This window comes from Cytobacillus spartinae, assembly GCF_042865285.1.
GTDB classification, from domain to species: domain Bacteria; phylum Bacillota; class Bacilli; order Bacillales; family Cytobacillaceae; genus Robertmurraya_A; species Robertmurraya_A spartinae.
This window is the reverse complement of sequence record NZ_JBIACK010000001.1, coordinates 128,497-147,083: the sequence shown is the minus strand read 5'-3', so window position 1 is coordinate 147,083 and position 18,587 is coordinate 128,497. Positions and strand designations below refer to the sequence as shown.

General features: G+C 37.7%; 16 protein-coding genes. 1 reads left to right on the top strand and 15 read right to left on the bottom strand.

Features of this window, described 5'->3' with window-relative positions; genetic code table 11:
• Nucleotides 1–268: 268 nt before the first annotated feature.
• The 6 genes from ACFYKX_RS00715 to dpaA all read right to left on the bottom strand — a co-directional run bounded on the left by ACFYKX_RS00715 (nt 269) and on the right by dpaA (nt 7,394).
• Nucleotides 269–1,936: a ribonuclease J gene (locus ACFYKX_RS00715; RefSeq protein ID WP_389357083.1), complete on the bottom strand. Its 1,668-nt coding sequence runs from the start codon at nt 1,934–1,936 to the stop codon at nt 269–271.
• 260 nt (nt 1,937–2,196) lie between these two features.
• Nucleotides 2,197–3,063: a 4-hydroxy-tetrahydrodipicolinate synthase gene (gene dapA, locus ACFYKX_RS00710; RefSeq protein ID WP_389357081.1), complete on the bottom strand. Its 867-nt coding sequence runs from the start codon at nt 3,061–3,063 to the stop codon at nt 2,197–2,199.
• Nucleotides 3,064–3,096: 33 nt separating this feature from the next.
• The gene (dapG, locus tag ACFYKX_RS00705; protein ID WP_389357079.1) at nt 3,097–4,329 is read right to left on the bottom strand and encodes an aspartate kinase; all 1,233 of its coding nucleotides are present in this window, start codon (nt 4,327–4,329) and stop codon (nt 3,097–3,099) included.
• A 48-nt stretch (nt 4,330–4,377) separates the two neighbouring features.
• A complete protein-coding gene (gene asd, locus ACFYKX_RS00700; protein ID WP_389357077.1) occupies nt 4,378–5,427 on the bottom strand; it encodes an aspartate-semialdehyde dehydrogenase in 1,050 nt (349 codons plus the stop codon).
• A 468-nt stretch (nt 5,428–5,895) separates the two neighbouring features.
• Nucleotides 5,896–6,495 (bottom strand): dipicolinate synthase subunit B, encoded by a 600-nt coding sequence (locus ACFYKX_RS00695; protein ID WP_389357075.1) that lies wholly within the window; start codon nt 6,493–6,495, stop codon nt 5,896–5,898.
• The gene (gene dpaA / locus ACFYKX_RS00690; protein WP_389357073.1) at nt 6,492–7,394 is read right to left on the bottom strand and encodes a dipicolinic acid synthetase subunit A; all 903 of its coding nucleotides are present in this window, start codon (nt 7,392–7,394) and stop codon (nt 6,492–6,494) included. The genes ACFYKX_RS00695 and dpaA overlap by 4 nt, the downstream gene beginning before the upstream one ends.
• A 309-nt stretch (nt 7,395–7,703) precedes the next feature.
• On the opposite strand from dpaA, the gene ACFYKX_RS00685 reads away from it, so the two are divergent.
• The gene (locus ACFYKX_RS00685) at nt 7,704–7,952 is read left to right on the top strand and encodes a YlmC/YmxH family sporulation protein (RefSeq protein ID WP_389357071.1); all 249 of its coding nucleotides are present in this window, start codon (nt 7,704–7,706) and stop codon (nt 7,950–7,952) included.
• Nucleotides 7,953–8,048: 96 nt separating this feature from the next.
• Here ACFYKX_RS00685 and ACFYKX_RS00680 read toward each other — a convergent pair whose 3' ends face one another.
• The 9 genes from ACFYKX_RS00680 to infB form a co-directional block, all read right to left on the bottom strand.
• Complete coding sequence (locus tag ACFYKX_RS00680; protein WP_389357069.1) at nt 8,049–9,284, bottom strand: M16 family metallopeptidase; 1,236 nt, start codon at nt 9,282–9,284, stop codon at nt 8,049–8,051.
• 61 nt (nt 9,285–9,345) lie between these two features.
• Nucleotides 9,346–10,293, bottom strand: a complete 948-nt coding sequence (locus ACFYKX_RS00675) for a polysaccharide deacetylase family protein (protein ID WP_389357067.1) — start codon at nt 10,291–10,293, stop codon at nt 9,346–9,348.
• A 215-nt stretch (nt 10,294–10,508) separates the two neighbouring features.
• The gene (gene pnp, locus ACFYKX_RS00670) at nt 10,509–12,629 is read right to left on the bottom strand and encodes a polyribonucleotide nucleotidyltransferase (RefSeq protein WP_389357065.1); all 2,121 of its coding nucleotides are present in this window, start codon (nt 12,627–12,629) and stop codon (nt 10,509–10,511) included.
• Nucleotides 12,630–13,025: 396 nt separating this feature from the next.
• Nucleotides 13,026–13,295: a 30S ribosomal protein S15 gene (rpsO, locus tag ACFYKX_RS00665; protein WP_389357063.1), complete on the bottom strand. Its 270-nt coding sequence runs from the start codon at nt 13,293–13,295 to the stop codon at nt 13,026–13,028.
• Between the two features lie 249 nt (nt 13,296–13,544).
• Complete coding sequence (ribF, locus tag ACFYKX_RS00660; RefSeq protein ID WP_389357061.1) at nt 13,545–14,507, bottom strand: bifunctional riboflavin kinase/FAD synthetase; 963 nt, start codon at nt 14,505–14,507, stop codon at nt 13,545–13,547.
• 55 nt (nt 14,508–14,562) lie between these two features.
• Entirely contained in the window at nt 14,563–15,474 is a 912-nt protein-coding gene (gene truB / locus ACFYKX_RS00655; RefSeq protein WP_389357059.1) for a tRNA pseudouridine(55) synthase TruB, read from the bottom strand.
• A gap of 129 nt (nt 15,475–15,603) precedes the next feature.
• Nucleotides 15,604–15,975 (bottom strand): 30S ribosome-binding factor RbfA, encoded by a 372-nt coding sequence (gene rbfA / locus ACFYKX_RS00650; protein ID WP_389357057.1) that lies wholly within the window; start codon nt 15,973–15,975, stop codon nt 15,604–15,606.
• A gap of 90 nt (nt 15,976–16,065) precedes the next feature.
• Complete coding sequence (locus ACFYKX_RS00645; protein WP_389357055.1) at nt 16,066–16,347, bottom strand: DUF503 domain-containing protein; 282 nt, start codon at nt 16,345–16,347, stop codon at nt 16,066–16,068.
• Entirely contained in the window at nt 16,347–18,584 is a 2,238-nt protein-coding gene (gene infB / locus ACFYKX_RS00640; RefSeq protein WP_389357053.1) for a translation initiation factor IF-2, read from the bottom strand. Before infB ends, ACFYKX_RS00645 begins: the two co-directional genes overlap by 1 nt.
• Nucleotides 18,585–18,587: the final 3 nt, after the last annotated feature.

Genomic DNA, 18,587 nt, shown 5'->3' with positions numbered 1-18,587 from the left:
GAGCCGCTTCCCTCGCTACGCTCACTCAGTCCAGGGTCTCGACTTTCCCGCTTTCCCCGCTGGAGTCGTCGCCCTTCGCTCCAATCAACTAAGTAACCTGTAATATTTTTTTTGGTGACGTACTATGTAAACCCGCAACAGCGAAAGGAGCTCACCGCCTTCCCCCTTGAAAGCAAGCGCCTGGAGTGGAAATCAACCATTTCCGCTGCGATTTGAATCTAAAAAAAAGAGGCATCAGTATCAATGCCTTTTGTCGTCTTTCTTCCATTTAAACTTCCATGATGATTGGAAGAATCATCGGTCGTCGCTTTGTTTTTTCAAATAAGAACTGGTTAAGTTCATCTCTCATATTTTGTTTCATGCTAGCCCAGTCAAAGGATTGGCTTGAAATGTTTCTTTCCACGATACTTCTCACCAATTCTGTAGAGTCCTCCATTAGTTTCTCGGATTCTCTTACATAAACAAATCCTCTGGAGATTATTTCTGGACCTGCAGAGATTTTCTTTTCATGTTTATTTAATGTCACCACAACGATTAAGGTTCCATCTTGAGAGAGAAGTCTACGGTCTCTTAAAACAATATTCCCTACATCTCCAACCCCGATCCCATCGATCAGAATATTCCCTGCTGGTACTCTACCGCTAAGCTTAAATCGATCACCTTTAAGCTCTAAAACGTCTCCTTTATCGGGAATTAGAATGCGATCATCTGTTATTCCACAACTATTAGCAACCTTTGCATGAGCTTTAAGCATTCGATATTCCCCATGAACAGGTACGAATATTTGCGGATTCATTAAATTAATCATAAATTTTAATTCTTCTTGGCTGCCATGACTAGATGTGTTTACAATGCGTTTTCCAGATATTACATGCGCTCCTGCACGATATAACATATCTATTGTTTTATAAATAAACACTTCTCTTCCTCTTAACGGGGAAGCTGCAACTAAAACGGTATCACCCGGTTGAATGTTTACTTGTTTGTGCATCCCTTTTGCCATCTTTTGAAGAACCTCAATAGGTTCTCCTTGCGTTCCTGTAGTTAATACAACTATTTCATCGTCACGATAATCCTTCAATTCTGAAATCGGTATGATCAGTTCATCATGGACTTGTAAATAATCCAATTCAATTGCTATTTCAAAAATACGTTGCAAGCTTTTTCCTACAACCGCTATTTTCCTGCGGCTTTCGTAAGCGGCATCAAATACGTGCTGAATTCGGTTTAAATCTGAGGCGAAGCAGGCAGCAATAATCCTTCCTTGTGCACTATAAAAAGCATCTGACATTTCTTGTGCCACAATGGCTTCTGATAATGTATATCCAGGCTTTTCCGCATCGGTACTGTCGGACAATAAACAAAGAACCCCTTCTTCGCCTATTTTAGCCATCTTCCCAATCTCAGGCTTGTAAAGCTCTTTTGCTGCCTGATCGAATTTAAAGTCGCCTGTATAAACGATGGCACCTTTTGATGTATGTATACAAACACCTACTGAGTCTGGGATACTATGATTAGTTTTGAAAAATGATACACTAGCCGTTTCAAAGTCCACAAGAGAATTTGAAGTAATTTCAACAAAATCAGCTTTCCCATTAAACTCTTGTTCGTTCATTTTCTCTTTAGCCAGTGCTAACGTCAATTTGGTTCCGTATACTGGAACTTGTAGTTGACGTAGAAGATATGATAAAGCTCCAATGTGGTCCTCATGACCATGTGTCAAGAACACTGCTTTAATTCTATTAGAATTTTGTGCTAGATACGTCATATCCGGGATGACGATATCTATTCCGAGCATTTCATTTTCAGGGAACATGAGTCCTGCATCGATAACAAATATGTCCTCATCGACTTCTACCAGATACATATTTTTCCCGATCTCTCCAACTCCCCCTAAAGCGATTACCTTAATGCTCTCATTCTTTCTCTTATTCAATGTAAGTTCCTCCTATGTTGAGTTAAGCCGACCCTAGATCAGTTAACATTATTATACTTGAATCGAGAAAACCTTTACAACCAAATTAACATCGTTCTAGCAGATAAAAAATATAATATTAGGTTGACTCTGGATGGCTACTGGATTTACTTAGGTGGAAAAAGATGGTATATATCTAAGGTTTATCTAGATAAAAACACAAAAAACGTATGTGACCATCTAAAGTCACATACGTTTTTTAACTATATTTACTTCTAAGTTTATTTAAATAGAGCTATGACATTTGATCTTTCTTGTTCAGTTAGTGGGACAAGTGGCAATCTAACTGATCCTACATCTAGCCCTTTCAATTGTAGAGCCGTTTTAACTGGTCCCGGACTAGGAGCTTTAAATAACCCTTCCATGATAGGTAAGATTTTTTGATGTATTTTAGCTGCATCTGCATTATTACCTTCAAAGAAAGCTGTTATCATTTCCTGCATCTCTAAACCAATTACATGGGATGCAACGGATACAATTCCATCTCCACCGATTGAGAGTACTGGTAAGGTTAATCCGTCATCACCACTGTACAGTAGGAAATCATCAGGCGTATTCGCAATAATCGTTGCCATTGCATTTAAATCTCCACTAGCTTCTTTAACAGCAACAATATTTTCGATATCTGAAAGACGAATAACGGTCTCTGGCGCGATATTTACTACCGATCTACCTGGGATGTTGTATACCATTACAGGAAGCTTGGTGCTCTCTGCAACTGCTTTAAAGTGTTGGTATAAACCTTCTTGGTTAGGTTTATTGTAGTAAGGCGCTACTAACATAACAGCGTCTACACCAATCTGCTCGGCTTTTTTTGTCAACTCAATGGACGCATACGTATTGTTACTTCCTGTTCCTGCAATGACTGGTACTCTCTTATCAACCACTTTTACAACATGTTGAAATAAAGCGATCTTTTCTTCTTTTGTAAGTGTTGGAGACTCACCAGTAGTTCCTGCAACAACCAGGGAATCTGTACCATTGTCGATTAAATAGTTGATTAATTGCGTTGTCTTTGCAAAGTCAATATGTCCCTTGCTATCAAATGGAGTTACCATTGCAGTTGAGACTCTTCCAAATAAAACCATGTTGCCACTCCTTTAAACGTTGCTTTTTCAAAATTAATTGTATTCTATAGATTCTTCCTGCAAATGAAACGCGTCATGTAAAGCATTAACTGCCGTTTTCAATTCATCCTGCTTTACAAGTACCCAAATAGTCGTATGACTATCAGCAGACTGCAAGATTCTAATTTCCTTCTCAGAGAGTGCTGATACTATTTTTGAAGTTACTCCTGGGACGCCTGCTATTCCAGCCCCTACTACGGAAACTTTCGCACAACTTCTCTCGATTTCCGGTTCATGACCGAGATTTCTCAGTACCTTTATCGCTTTATCTGTCATTTCATCCGTTACTGTATAGACGACGCCACTTGGTGAAATGTTTATAAAGTCCACACTAATCTTCTCATTTGCCATTGACTTAAAAACTTCTGATTGTAGATTGTACTGATCCTTTTTAGCAGCCACTTTGATTTGAGTGATTGGAGATACATGTGCAATGCCTGTAACCGTTCTTTCCTTAATATCACTACCTCGATTATGTCGATTTAAGGTGGTTACTAAAGTTCCAAGCTTGTCAGAGTACGTGGAGCGGATTCGAATCGGTACTTTTGATTGCATTGCTATTTCAACAGCACGTGGGTGAACAACCTTTGCCCCTTGATAAGCCATATTACATACTTCTGTATAGGTTACTACAGATAGCGGTCTTGCATTATCTGCTATGCGAGGGTCAGCTGTCATTATTCCTTCAACATCTGTAAAAATATCGATAAATTCTGCTTGCAAAGCAGAACCTAGAGCTGCAGCAGAAGTGTCGCTGCCTCCTCTACCAATCGTAGTCATATCACCGTTTTTAGCAACTCCTTGGAACCCCGCTACAACGACTATATCGTGTTCTTCTAGTTCCTTTAGTAGCCGCTCACAATCCATTTTAATAATTTTTGCATTTGTATGATCATCGTTGGTTCTAAAACCTGCTTGAGCGCCATTAAGTGATGTTGCCTTTAAACCATCCTCTAAAAGCATGTTGGTAAAAACTACACTCGAAATCACTTCTCCACACGACATAAGCAAATCCAATTCTCTTCTTGATAACTGACTGTTACTACCACCTATAAGAGAAAGTAGTGTATCTGTTGAATACGGCTCACCTTTACGTCCCATTGCTGAAACGACTACTACAACTTTATAGCCTTCAGATAGAGCATTTTTTATATGATTTTTAGCATGATCTCGACTTTCTTTATCTCTTACAGAAGTGCCGCCAAATTTCTGTACGATTATTTTCATTGTAACACCTCAAGATACAACACTTCAGATTTTAAATTCTAAGTTGATTTATTTAACAATACCTAGTTTCACTAGACTCTCAGCAATTTGTACTGAATTCCAAGCCGCGCCCTTAAGTAGGTTATCAGATACAACCCACATGTGGAAACCTTTTGAATGATCTAAGTCACGACGAATTCGTCCAACAAATACATCATTCTTACCAACGCAGTCTGCTGGCATTGGATATACTTGATTAGCTGGGTCATCTTGAAGCACAACTCCCGGCGCAGTTTCCAGTAATGTCTTCACTTCTTGAACACTGACCCCATCATTTTCCACTTCAAAATATAACGATTCAGAGTGTCCTGTTGCCACAGGTAGACGCACACAGGTTGCAGCTACTTGTAGCTCAGGTAAACTCATGATTTTTTTCGTTTCGTTAATCATTTTCATTTCTTCATAGGTATAACCATTTTCTTGGAATTTATCAATTTGCGGGATTGCATTAAAAGCAATCTGATAATGTTTCTTATCAGATCCAACAGGTAAAATTTGCGGTTCAAAGCTCTCATTGTTGATAATAGCTTTTGTTTGTCTATTTAACTCTTCTACTGCTGCAGCTCCAGAACCGGATACTGCCTGATAAGTTGAAACAATAATTTTCTTAAGACCATATTGGTTACGAATTGGTTGTAAGGCAACAACCATTTGAATCGTCGAGCAATTAGGGTTAGCTATAATACCGTTATGGTTATGAAGTTCCTCTTCATTTACCTCTGGAACAACAAGAGGTACATTCTCATCCATACGGAAAGCACTCGTGTTATCAACAACTATCGCTCCACGCTTTACAGCTTCAGGTGCAAGTGCTTTTGAAACACTTCCTCCAGCACTAAATAAAGCAATATCTACCCCTTCAAAGCTTTCAGGAGTTGCTTCTTGAACCGTATATTCTTCACCTTTAAAAACGACCACTTTACCAGCTGAACGTGAAGAAGATAGTAAAGTTAGTTTAGAAATAGGGAAATTTCTAGTTTCTAATGTTTGAATCATTTGTTGTCCAACAGCACCTGTTGCGCCTACTACAGCTACATGAAAACCTTTAACTTCTGTCATTGTTAGTTTCCCCTTCCAGTTGTTTATTTCGCATACTTTTTCTATTTTGAAATATTTATTTAAATGAGTGAAAAACAAAACCATACTTATCAAGATTTAGAAAATGATTTTTGAATTTCGACCATGAAGGTTTGTTTTTCATTATAGGAAAAATAAAGATGGATAAGCTATGTTTTCCGTAAAACTCCCACTTATGTGGTAAGTGGGAGTTTACAGACAGAAATACCCCGAATAAAAAGGGATTTCTATCAATCATACATTCTTTACCCTAAAGATTTTTCGTAATTAATCAACGTAATTTACGATATTTCTCCTAATAATAACATTTATTTTAACATATTCATGCATTAAAGATATAACTTTTTACTTTCTGCATGAAAATATTTCAGTAGATAAAATTTTTAAATAGAAGGTCTATCTTGATGAGGAACCCCCTAAATATTTTACCTAGAAAAAGATGAGAATGGTTTAATTACCATCGCGAAATTTCTCAACAATTACTGGTTGGATTTGTTTCCCTATTAATGCAGATTCAATCGTCTCAGATATCATTGTCATTCTGGCGACCATTGAATTAGGTTTCTTGACTGGATCATCCTGACCATAGGGAATAAAGTAGATGTTCTTTGTTGCCATTAACCTCATTAAATTTACTCCATTTAAGCCCAATGCATCATTGGTAGAAATCCCTAGAACTACTGGGTTTCCGTTTCTCAATGTCGCTTTCGCAGCCATTAAGACAGGAGAATCTGTCATAGCATTCGCAAATTTACTCATTGAATTTCCCGTTAGTGGTGCGACCACCATACAATCAAGAGGAATTTTGGGACCTAACGGCTCTGCTGCCACAATTGAATCGATTACCTTATTTCCAGTAAGATCTTCAATTCTTTGAACCCAATCCTCACCTTTTCCGAATCTAGTTTGTGTATTCTTTACTGTATGGGTTACCACTGGCAGCACTTCTGCCCCTGCATTAACCAATTTTTCAATCTCTGGAAAAACCGCGTCATACGTACAATGTGACCCGGTTAAACCAAAGCCAATTCTTTTTCCGTTTAAGCTCATGTTTCTTTCCCCTTTCTCTTTTGTAAATCATCTTTCAATAATTGAGAAAGAACGTTAGCCAAAATTTGTCCTGCTGTTTTTGGAGCAACGATTCCAGGAAGTCCAGGTGCTAGTAGAGCTTTAATTCCCCTCTTCTCTGCATACCTGAAATCGGTTCCACCTGGCTTAGAAGCAAGATCAATTACTAGCGTATGAGGTGGCATTCTTGATATTACTGAGGCATTGACAATTAAATGCGGGATGGTATTTATGACAATGTCTACATCATTTACTTCATCTTCTAAATCATTTAAATGGAATGGTTCTAATCCCATTTCGGTAATTCTGGCAAGATGTTCACTTTTTCTTGCTCCGACCTTTACATTTGCACCTAGCGCATCAAAAATTCTAGCTACGCTCATTCCGACTCTACCAAGGCCTAGTACGCTTACATTAGAACCATGAATAGTAAAATCGGTGTGCTGAATAGCCATCATAATCGTTCCTTCAACCGTTGGGATAGAATTATAAATAGCCACATCATCTCTCTCAAACAACTGTACAAGACGACGATTTGCTTGCTTAGTTATCCCAGTTAAATAGGAATTCGTAATTCCAGAGTATACCGTACAATGATCTGGTGTTTTCATTAACATCTCCTCTAATAAAAACACCTTTTCATTTGAGAATATGGTTTCAATCTGCCCTTCTAAATTGGTTCCAGGGACCGGTAAAATAATAACGTCAAGATTTGCAAAATCGACTTCGTCAATTTTTTCCTTTGTCGCTCCCGAGAACGCATGGTCTAATTGTTCAAAGCCAACTAAAGAGAGCTTTGCATCAAGTTCCGTTAATTTACGGATAATTTCAAGCTGTCTCGCGTCACCACCGATGACTGCTATTTGCATCCCTGTCAGCATGAAATATTCACCTTCTTTTTTGTAAAATCCTAAACAGGAATTAATTATCATGAACTACTTCAACATCTTATGTACGAAAGCACAAATCTGTGAGTTAACTAGCCTATACATATTTAAAAAAAGCCCACTTTTTTTAAGCACTACTATTGGACAATATCTAGAAAATTCGATTCTACTCTTCGAAGCTTGTTTAATTAAAGAAACATTAAGGTTTAATCTCCTACTTAAATCTTTGGCTTTCTTTGATTCTAAAAATCAGAAGTTACCGATACACATATAAAGAGGACAAATTGAAAAGGGGGGCTGTAAATGAGACTGAGTGAATTAAGCGGGAAAGAAATAGTTGATGTAAAAAAAGCAGAGCGCCTTGGAGTGTTAGGACAAACGGATCTAGAAATCAACGAGAGTACAGGGCAAATTCAGGCTTTGTTAATTCCATCATTAAAATGGTTTGGGTTTAAGCGGCAAGGTGGAGAAGTTCGAGTACCTTGGAAGCACATTAAGAAAATTGGTGCGGATATGGTGATTATTGATATTCCTGATCACGAAGAGGAGTAAAGAAGAGATTGTCTAGACAATCTCTTTTTCAGTCATAACTCGATAATTTGTTTCATAAAAAACAGCCTTACAAAAGTAAGACTGTTTTTTAACACACTAAATATTCTTAGGGAGAACAGCATCTGGGCTGATTAGGGCAACAGAATAATGATCTCCAAAGATAGAATTGGCCAGTTCGTTGACGCCCTGCTTTGAGACTCCATCAATTTCCACAACGATTTCGTCAAGTGAACGGTGTCTACCTAATAACAATTCGTTTTTACCATTTCTACTCATTCTACTATTTGTGCTTTCTAGGCTTAGCATTAAGCTTCCTTTTAATTGTTCCTTACTATTACTTAATTCTTTATCTGTAATCCCGTCTGCTTTTAATTTTGCAAGAGTATCTTGGACAGTATCAAATAAAACATCTAGTTGTTTTGCTCCTGTCCCTCCATAAATGGTTACCATTCCACTGTCCTGGAAGGCAGAGTGATAAGAGAAAATGGAATAAGCTAAGCCACGTTGTTCCCTAACCTCTTGGAACAATCTGCTACTCATGCTACCACCAAGAATATTATTTAGAACGATTAGGCTGTAAATGTCCTTATGACCTACTTGTAATCCTTCATAGCCAATACATAAATGAGCTTGTTCTGTCTCTTTTTTACGAGATAGATTATTGGAATGAAAACCTGGCTTGGATTCCCTTCTGTCTTGTTTCCCACCTTCATAGTTCCCGAAAAGCTTCTCAGCATTTGAAATAAATGCCTCTGAAACATTTCCAGCAATCGAAATAACGACATTTTCAGGAGTATATGTATTGTGCATGTATTCTTTTAAGGTCTCCCCAGTAAAAGTCGAAAGAGTTTCCTCTGTTCCAAGGATTGGGTATCCTAAAGAATGATTCTCGTAAACAGCCTTGCTTAAAAGATCATGAACAATATCATCAGGAGTATCATCATACATTTTAATTTCTTCATATACTACGTTCTTTTCCTTTTTTAATTCTTCCTCAACAAAGGTTGAATTAAAGAACATGTCTGCAAGTACCTCAAGAGCGTAATTTGCATGCGTATCAAGTACTTTTGCGTAGTAACAAGTGTATTCTTTTGAAGTAAAGGCATTAACTTGACCACCAATACTGTCAAATGATTCCGCAATTTCTCTTGCTGACCTTGTCTTTGTCCCTTTAAAGAACATATGCTCTAGGAAATGGGAAATCCCATTATTTTCAGGGCTTTCATTACGAGAACCTGTTCCAATCCAAACACCAATTGCAACGGAGCGAACGGTTGGAATATTTTCTAGTACAACTCTAACTCCATTTTGACATGTATATTTCTTAATCACTAAAACTCCTCCTGTTCTATGCGTGCTGCTACCCTAAAAAATTTTTACTAATTCCAATCAATTATTTGATGATCCGTTCTTCACTTAGTAATTCTGTGACGGTATCAATTTCTAAATCTTTACTCTTGATTTCTTTGATTAGTCGATCAAGAGCCTTGGCAGTCGAATCCGTTGGATGCATAAGAATCAACGCTCCATTGTGAACTTTACCTAAGACCCTATTAATTAACTCATCCGGACTAGGTTTTTTCCAATCGATGGTATCCACACTCCACATGACCGTTGCAAGATTCTCCTGAGCTGCTATGGTAACAACCTCATCTCGATAACTTCCACTTGGTGGAGCAAGAAGTGTGACTTCTTTCCCGGTAGTCGCTTTAATTACATCATTTGTTTTTTGTATTTCTTCCCGGACTTTTCCAGATGAAATAAGTTTCATATCAGGATGAGAATATGAGTGGTTTCCTACCTCATGTCCTGCATCCACAATCATTTTAGCAAGTTCGGGATTTTGCTTAACCCAACGACCTTCTAAAAAGAAACTTGCATGAACGCTATTCTTCTTTAACGTTGCCAAAATGGGGGATAAGTACTCATTTCCCCAAGCAACATTTATAATAAAACTCACCATAGGCTTATCTGGATGACCTTTGTAAATGGCGGTTGGTGGAAGATCCTTAAGATGTACAGCAGGCTTAACTTGTTTAAATACTAACTTTTCCTCTTTGAATTCTCCATCGTCTTTCATCTTCTTATAAGAAGCATCCACATCCACTTTTAACCCATTATATCCAGGGATTGCCTTCCAAACTGGATCAATCTTAGCATCAGATGGTGGTACTTCGAATTCAATTGAACGACTCTCAATCTCTAGAAATAAAGAGTCTTGCGGCTTTGCAACAGTTACAGCCTCATTTTTTAATTGTAAAACATAATACTTTGTGTAAGGGTTATTTACCAAAATTAACGCTAGCAAACCAATCATAGCAATAGAAACAATCTTTTTCATTAAATATGCCTCCTTCCATACAAATTATGTATGAAAAGGACAAGGTAGAACGAATGTAATTGCTTTACTGAAGTTTTCCAAAGACTACAACACTTGGTGAATCTTACTAAACTAAAACGAATGTGTTACTCAAACAAAAAGCCAGGGTTTCCCCTGACTTCGCATGAATGCAAATGTAGGAGTTTGATTAAGAATACTTTCCTACGTATGTCTCCTTACTTCTGCGCTTGTTCTTTTTGTTCACGTTGTTCTTTTAAAACAGCTTTTCTAGAGAGATTAACGCGACCTTGTTTATCGATTTCCGTTACTTTAACCAGAATCTCGTCACCAATAGCGATCACGTCTTCTACTTTTCCTACTCTTTCTTCTGCTAATTCAGAAATATGAACTAAGCCATCTTTTCCATTAAAGATTTCAACAAAAGCTCCGAATTTTTCAATGCGTTTTACCTTACCTAGATACATTTGTCCAACTTCGACTTCACGGACAATATCTTCAATAATCTTCTTCGCTCTTTGATTCATTTCCTCATTTGTCGAAGAAATGAATACCATTCCATCTTGTTCGATATCTATCTTAACGCCTGTTTCTTCAATAATCTTATTGATTTGTTTTCCACTTGGTCCAATAACATCACGAATCTTATCTGGGTTGATACGCAGAGTCAGAATTTTAGGAGCGTACTTAGATAATTGCTCTTTTGGCTCAGAAATAGTAGCCAACATTGAATCTAGAATCTCCATACGACCTTTTTTGGCTTGTTGTAAAGCCTCTTCTAAAATTTCACGAGATAAGCCTTCAATTTTAATATCCATTTGTAGGGCAGTTACCCCTTTAGATGTACCTGCTACTTTGAAGTCCATATCTCCTAAATGGTCTTCCATTCCTTGTATATCAGTTAGAACAGTATAGTGTTCTCCCGATTTAACTAATCCCATTGCAATACCTGCAACCGGTGCTTTAATTGGAACACCTGCATCCATCATCGCTAACGTACTTGCACAAATACTTGCTTGTGAAGTAGATCCATTTGATTCAAGAACTTCCGAAACCAAACGAATCGTGTATGGGAAGTCCTTTTCAGATGGAATAATTGGTTCTAATGCACGCTCACCCAATGCTCCGTGTCCAATTTCACGTCTTCCTGGACCGCGCATTGGACCAGTTTCACCAACGCTAAAGAGAGGGAAGTTATAGTGATGCATAAAGCGTTTCTCTTCTTCAATTCCTAGGCCATCTAAAATTTGAACGTCACCTAATGCACCTAGTGTACAAATACTTAATGCTTGTGTTTGTCCACGTGTAAATAGACCAGAACCATGCGTTCTAGGTAGCATGCCAATTTGAGAAGATAAAGGACGGATCTCATCTGGATTACGACCATCTGGACGAACTTTTTCTTCCGTAATGAGACGACGAACTTCATTCTTAACAAGCTTGTCTAGGATTTGCTTAACTTGCTTCATATCATCATCGTTCGCTTCTTGTTCTTCATATTTTGCTAACACTTCATTTTTTACATTCTTTATAGCTTCTTCACGAGCATGCTTCTCTTGTACCTGAATAGCTTGAATCATATCTTTTTCACATAAGTCACGAATTTCAGCTTCTAATTCCGCATCTAAGTCAAACAATGTCACTTCTGTCTTCTCTTTACCCACTTTAGCAACGATTTCTTCTTGGAATGCGATTAAGCGTTTTATTTCATCATGACCGAACATAATTGCTTCGAGCATCGTTTCTTCTGGTACTTCTTCAGCTCCAGCTTCAACCATGTTAATTGCATCTTTTGTACCAGCAACAACTAAGTGCATATCGCTATTTTCCATTTGCTCAACAGTTGGGTTGATAACAAAATTACCATCTATCCGTCCAACTGTAACCCCTGCGATTGGTCCCTCAAACGGAATATCTGACACACTTAATGCTAAAGAAGAACCAAACATTGCGGCCATTTCTGATGAACAATCTTGATCAACGCTCATTACAATACTAATGACTTGAACTTCATTTCTAAAACCATCTGCAAAAAGTGGACGAATTGGGCGATCAATTAAACGGCTAGCTAAAATAGCTTTTTCACTAGGACGCCCTTCTCTCTTAATAAAGCCACCTGGAATCTTACCTACTGCATATAATCTTTCCTCGTAATTTACTGTTAATGGAAAGAAATCTAATTTTTTAGGCTCTTTTGATGCTGTTGCAGTACTAAGTACAACCGTATCTCCATAACGGACTAGGACTGCACCGTTCGCTTGTTTAGCTAATTGTCCAATTTCAACGGACAACTTGCGACCAGCCCAATCCAAAGAATAGACTTGCTTTTCTTGTTCCATATTATAAACCCCTCTCTAACAACTCACCTGGAGTTCTAGCAAATTTTATTAAATATAGCAAAATTACCTACCTAATATCATTACGATCCATATTTGGTTAAAAAGTAAAAGGAAATTGAGTATGAAATGAATTAGGAAGCAATTAATTATGTGATAGATGGAAGGCTATTTTCGCATTGACATGTATTTTCTTATGTGTTTTGCGAAAAAGCTTGTCTTAATATAGTATGTACATTTTTTTTGTAACTTAAAAGGCTAGGAATATGTATATACATTCTCTTAACCGCTTAATGGTGTTTATGTTTAAAATCTTTATAAAAACTTTCATATAAAAGGAAAAAATTTCTATAAAAGCAGTCCTAATAAAAAAGCGGGAATAATCCCGCTTTCACTTAATTATCGACGTAAACCAAGCTTATTAATTAACTCACGGTAACGTTGAACATCTTTGTTACGAAGGTAAGTTAAAAGGTTACGACGTTTACCTACCATTTTTAAAAGACCGCGACGAGAGTGGTGGTCCTTTTTATGAGTACGTAAATGCTCATTTAAATTGTTAATTTCTTCAGTAAGGACAGCGATTTGAACTTCTGGAGATCCAGTGTCGCTTTCATGAGTTTTGTACTCATTGATAAGTTCATTTTTACGTTCTTTAGTGATTGCCATCCGTTTCACCTCCTAATAATATATCCCCTGTTACTGAGCAAGCGTCGGTGACTCGACTTGCCAAGCAAAGGTTCATTCTTGTGAAATGGTTCACAGTAAAAAGATTAAACTTTCACCTGAGAATGATTCACGTTTATAAGAATACAACTTTTTATGACAAAAAGCAAGACAAAACGTAGTTTTTTTCAATTACCTACACACATTAATCATTTAGACGTCTAAATTCTAAACGTTAAACAATCAATCTGTTTAATGTGATTCAAGGATTTGCGCTTTATTAAAATAGCTAAGAGCGTTTTCTTTATCAATCGTAATCTGACCAACTAGTTCATCCACACCAGAAAACTTACGCTCACTACGAAGGTGTTTATGCCACTCAACTGTAACTTCTTGATCATATATTTCTTTGTTAAAATCAAAAATATGAACTTCTATAGATGGCCTTGACGATTTTTCTTTATTAAACGTAGGCTTGTAACCAACATTGCAAACCCCTTCAAACCAGTTTCCTTCCACTAATATTCTTACTGTATAGACGCCTACTGGTGGCAATATATATTCATTTTTTACAGCTATATTAGCAGTCGGAAATCCTATTGTTCTTCCCCTCTTATCTCCATGAATAACAGTCCCACTAACCGTATAATATCTCCCCAAAAGATTAGGTAGTTGATCCATATTTCCATTTTTTATTCTAGATCGAATAAGGGTTGAGCTTATCTTTTCGTTATATGTCTCCAATTTAGGAACAACCGTAGATTCAAATTGTGCTCTTGAGTGAAACGGAAGTGTCTCCATCGTACCTTTGCCCATTTTCCCATATGAATAGTCGAAACCAGCAACGATATGAACAGCATTTAACCCAATCAAGTACTGGTCAACAAACTCTTGCGGTAAGAGCTGGGAGAAGGGTACAGAAAACTCTACAACAAATAAGTAGTCAATTCCAAGGCTCTCAATGAGTTTTTCTTTTTCATCTAATGGAGTAATGTACTCCACATGCTCCATGCTATTTCTTAATACAACCGATGGATGAGGATCGAACGTCATAACAGCGCTTCTCAAACCCTTTGAATGGGCTATCTCTTTGGCAGTAAGAATGACTTCTTGATGTCCCTTATGCACTCCATCAAAATAGCCAAGCGCTAACACCATTGGTTGAAATTCATTTTTGTCAATATTATGAGGGTGTTTTATCTTTATTACTTCCACTCAATACTCACCTTTTCCTAAGAAACCTTACGACTTCTGCTTCAAGTTCTATTCCTTATATTTTTAAAACTTTTGTTGGTTTCATTAAACCAGCTTTTTGAGGATGGTGCTGATAAATCGCTAGTGCTTCCCCATCCATATTTTTAACTACAATAGGTCCGGTGTTATTCTCTAATTCTGTCGGTATAGGAAGAACAGCGCCATTTTTTACTTTCTCACCTAATTTATCACTAATTTCATATTTCGGCAAATGATTAAGAGCTGATTCCATAGGCTTTAATACAGCTGGGAGCGAACCATTTCCCATCTTTTCTTCAACTTCTTCGAGTGTTAAACAATCTTCAATCCTATAGCCTGCCGATTGAATTCTTGTTAAATCTGACATATGTGCTGGGTAACCAAGTTCCTCTCCAATCATGACTGCCAAAGTTCTTACATAGGTACCCTTGCTACAGGAAACTCTAAAACGAAACTTAATGGTTTCTCCACTGAAAGAATTTCGATCATCTAATAACTCTAATTCATAAATCGTTACCTTCCTTGAAGGACGCTCAACCTCAATCCCTTTTCTTGCATACTCGTAAAGTCTTTTCCCATTTACCTTAACAGCAGAAAACATAGGTGGCGTTTGGGTTATTTCTCCGCTTAACTTTTTAAGTACCTCTAGGATCTCACTTCTAGTGAACTCCTCACGAACAACCCTCTGTTCAACTACTTCACCTGAACTGTCCTCAGTTGTTGTCGAGAATCCAATCGTAACTTCTCCTTCGTACGATTTTCCCGCTTCCGTCAGATATTCTGCAACCTTGGTCGCACGCCCTATACAAATCGGTAGCACACCATCTACATCCGGATCTAGTGTTCCGGTATGTCCAATCCTTTTCATTCTCAGTATCTTACGCAGCTTAAATACGCAATCATGTGAAGTCATTCCTCTTGATTTATAGAGTGGTAAAATTCCTTCCAAATCAATCACCATCCAAAGGTATAAAAGTATTATGTAAGAGAAAAAGGATAGACACCTGTCTATCCTTCCAGTTCACCAAATAACATATTATGAAGTGGATGGAGTAATCCAAATACTTCTATATGATGATTAGTCTTCTTGTTCTCTCTCTTCTGATTTGTTATCACCTTGTATTTGATGAAGAATCGCATTAATTCTATTCCCATATGCCATTGACTCATCAAATTCAAAAATGATTTCAGGTGTTTTTCTCAAGCGGATACGCTGACCGATTTCAGAACGGATAAACCCTTTAGCTTTTGCTAAGCCTTTAAGCGTATTATCCTTCTGTTCGTCATCACCTAACACTGAGATAAACACTTTTGCTTGTTGAAGATCCCCTGTTACTTGCACGTCCGTAACAGTAACAAAGCCAATTCTTGGGTCTTTAATTTTACGACCAATGATTTCGCCTAGTTCTTTTTTCATTTGCTCTCCAACACGATTAGATCTAAGGCTCATTTTTATGTCACCTCTTTATCTATTCTAAATGAGCAGTAGGACTCCCCAATGTGCTTGGGGTAGTTTATGACCTTGCAAGTCACAACCGTTTTATATCCACTCGATATCCGTAATGGTTCTTTCTATCTCTGGAAACGAGTCAATAAAACTTAGAGCGTTCTGAATCTCTATTTCAGTAGAAGATTTAGAAGAAGTAACAACAACCATCGCTATTTTTGTTCGTTGCCACACGTCTTGGTAGTCTACCTCTGATACCGATATGTTGTACTTCTGTTTTAAACGAGTAAGTACTCGTTGCAAAACAGCTCTTTTTTCTTTTAAAGAATGTGCATCGTAAATAATACATTCACAGGCTGCTAAGCCAATTATCATTAACGTTCCACTTCTTCCATAATATATGCTTCAATGATGTCTCCTTCTTTTACATCATTAAAGTTTTTAATGGTAATTCCGCACTCGTAACCTTGGCTTACTTCTTTAGCGTCATCTTTGAAACGTTTTAACGCATCGATTTCACCTTCAAATACAACGATACCGTCACGAATGACACGCACACCACTACCACGTGTAATCTTACCATCTGTTACATAAGAACCAGCAATGGTTCCCACTTTTGATACTTTGAATGTCTGACGAACTTCAGCTTGACCTGTGATTTTTTCTTGGAACTCAGGATCAAGCATTCCCTTCATTGCAGCTTCAATTTCCTCGATAACTTTATAAATGATTCTGTGTAAGCGGATATCTACTTCCTCAGTATCAGCAGCACGCTTTGCATTATTATCCGGACGGACGTTAAATCCAATAACGATTGCATTTGAAGCAGATGCTAACGTGATGTCTGATTCGTTGATTGCTCCAACACCCGTGTGAATAATTCTAACATTTACACCTTCTACATCAAGCTTTTGAAGAGCAGCAGCTACAGCCTCAACAGAACCTTGAACGTCAGCTTTAACAATTAAGTTTAAGTCTTTCATTTCACCTTGTTTCATATGTTCGAATAGGTTTTCAAGACTTACTTTTGTTTTCTCGCTTCTTTGTGCTTGGATGGCAATTTGTGCACGAGCTTCCCCTACAGAGCGAGCTGTCTTCTCATCTTCAAATACTACGAAACGATCTCCAGCAAGAGGTACATCGTTTAATCCTGTAATTTCTACAGGTGTAGAAGGTCCTGCTTCTTTTACACGACGACCAAGATCATTAACCATCGCACGAACACGACCGAATGTTCTTCCAACTACGATTGGGTCACCAACGCGTAACGTTCCATTTTGAACAAGAAGGGTTGCAACTGAACCTCTACCTTTATCAAGCTGAGCTTCAATTACGGTACCAATTGCTTTTCTGTTTGGATTAGCCTTGTATTCTTCTACTTCTCCAACAAGAAGAATCATTTCAAGAAGTGAATCGATTCCTTCACCTTTTAACGCTGAAAGTGGAACGAAAATTGTATCTCCACCCCAAGCCTCAGGTACTAATCCATGTTCAGTCAGTTCCTGCATTACACGGTCAGGATTGGCAGCTTCTTTATCCATCTTATTTACCGCAACAATAATTGGTACTTCCGCAGCTTTGGCATGGTTGATTGCTTCAATTGTTTGTGGCATTACACCATCATCAGCTGCTACAACAAGGATGGTGATATCTGTAATTTTCGCCCCACGAGCACGCATGGTAGTGAAAGCAGCGTGACCCGGTGTATCAAGGAATGTAATCTTTTTGCCGTTCTCGACTACTTGATAAGCACCGATATGCTGAGTGATTCCACCTGCTTCTCCAGCAGTTACCTTTGTATTACGAATAGAGTCTAGAAGAGTTGTTTTCCCGTGGTCAACGTGACCCATGATGGTAACAACTGATGGTCTTTCAACTAGTTCTGCTTCATCATCTTCAGTGAAATAAACCTCTAAATCAGTTGTATCAATCTTAATTTCTTCTTCTACTTCTACACCATATTCAGAAGCAATTAATTCGATTGCATCTTTGTCTAGGTCTTGGTTGATTGTTGCCATTACACCTAGTAAGAATAGCTTTTTGATAATTTCTGAAGGCTCACGGTGAAGCTTCTTTGCCAACTCAGCAACTGTTAAAGATTCACTAAAAGTGATTTTTGAAGGAAGCTCCTTCTCTTTTTTAGGCTGTTGCTGTTGATTTTGGTGTTGGTGTTGGTTTCTATTTCTATTATTGTTGTTTTGCTGATTTCGGTTTTTATTGTTATTGTTGTTGTTTTTACCTTTTGTAAACGCTTTATTCTCTTTAGACTGGTTCTCTTGTATTCCTTTTTTACCGTCTTTCGCTTTTGGTGCCGTTTTAACCTTTACTTTAGAAGGACTTGTATTATCATCGTCTTCAAATGCACTTGCCTTTGTTTTTGATTGGACCTGAGGCTGAGGCTTTTGGTTTTGAGGCTTTTGCTCTTGTTTATTTTGTGTTTGAGCAGGTTTTTCGTTCTTATTGTATAAACTATCTAACTTTTTCACTGTATCATCTTCAATTGTTGTCATATGATTAGAAACCTCAACGTTCATTTCTTTTAGTTTTGAGATCACGTCTTTACTTGAAACATTATGCTTTTTCGCATATTCGTAAACTCGTATTTTACTCATTAT

What these genes read in the sequence shown, in the direction of transcription:
- ACFYKX_RS00645 (WP_389357055.1), bottom strand. Translation starts at nt 16,347, where the DNA reads ATGATAATTGGCTTAGCAGCCTGTGAATGTATTATTTACGATGCACAT.
- rbfA (WP_389357057.1), bottom strand. Translation starts at nt 15,975, where the DNA reads ATGAGCCTTAGATCTAATCGTGTTGGAGAGCAAATGAAAAAAGAACTA.
- dpaA (WP_389357073.1), bottom strand. Translation starts at nt 7,394, where the DNA reads ATGCTGACAGGGATGCAAATAGCAGTCATCGGTGGTGACGCGAGACAG.
- rpsO (WP_389357063.1), bottom strand. Translation starts at nt 13,295, where the DNA reads ATGGCAATCACTAAAGAACGTAAAAATGAACTTATCAATGAGTACAAA.
- ACFYKX_RS00695 (WP_389357075.1), bottom strand. Translation starts at nt 6,495, where the DNA reads ATGAGCTTAAACGGAAAAAGAATTGGCTTTGGTTTAACCGGGTCACAT.
- infB (WP_389357053.1), bottom strand. Translation starts at nt 18,584, where the DNA reads ATGAGTAAAATACGAGTTTACGAATATGCGAAAAAGCATAATGTTTCA.
- asd (WP_389357077.1), bottom strand. Translation starts at nt 5,427, where the DNA reads ATGACAGAAGTTAAAGGTTTTCATGTAGCTGTAGTAGGCGCAACAGGT.
- dapG (WP_389357079.1), bottom strand. Translation starts at nt 4,329, where the DNA reads ATGAAAATAATCGTACAGAAATTTGGCGGCACTTCTGTAAGAGATAAA.
- ACFYKX_RS00685 (WP_389357071.1), top strand. Translation starts at nt 7,704, where the DNA reads ATGAGACTGAGTGAATTAAGCGGGAAAGAAATAGTTGATGTAAAAAAA.
- ACFYKX_RS00675 (WP_389357067.1), bottom strand. Translation starts at nt 10,293, where the DNA reads ATGAAAAAGATTGTTTCTATTGCTATGATTGGTTTGCTAGCGTTAATT.
- pnp (WP_389357065.1), bottom strand. Translation starts at nt 12,629, where the DNA reads ATGGAACAAGAAAAGCAAGTCTATTCTTTGGATTGGGCTGGTCGCAAG.
- dapA (WP_389357081.1), bottom strand. Translation starts at nt 3,063, where the DNA reads ATGGTTTTATTTGGAAGAGTCTCAACTGCAATGGTAACTCCATTTGAT.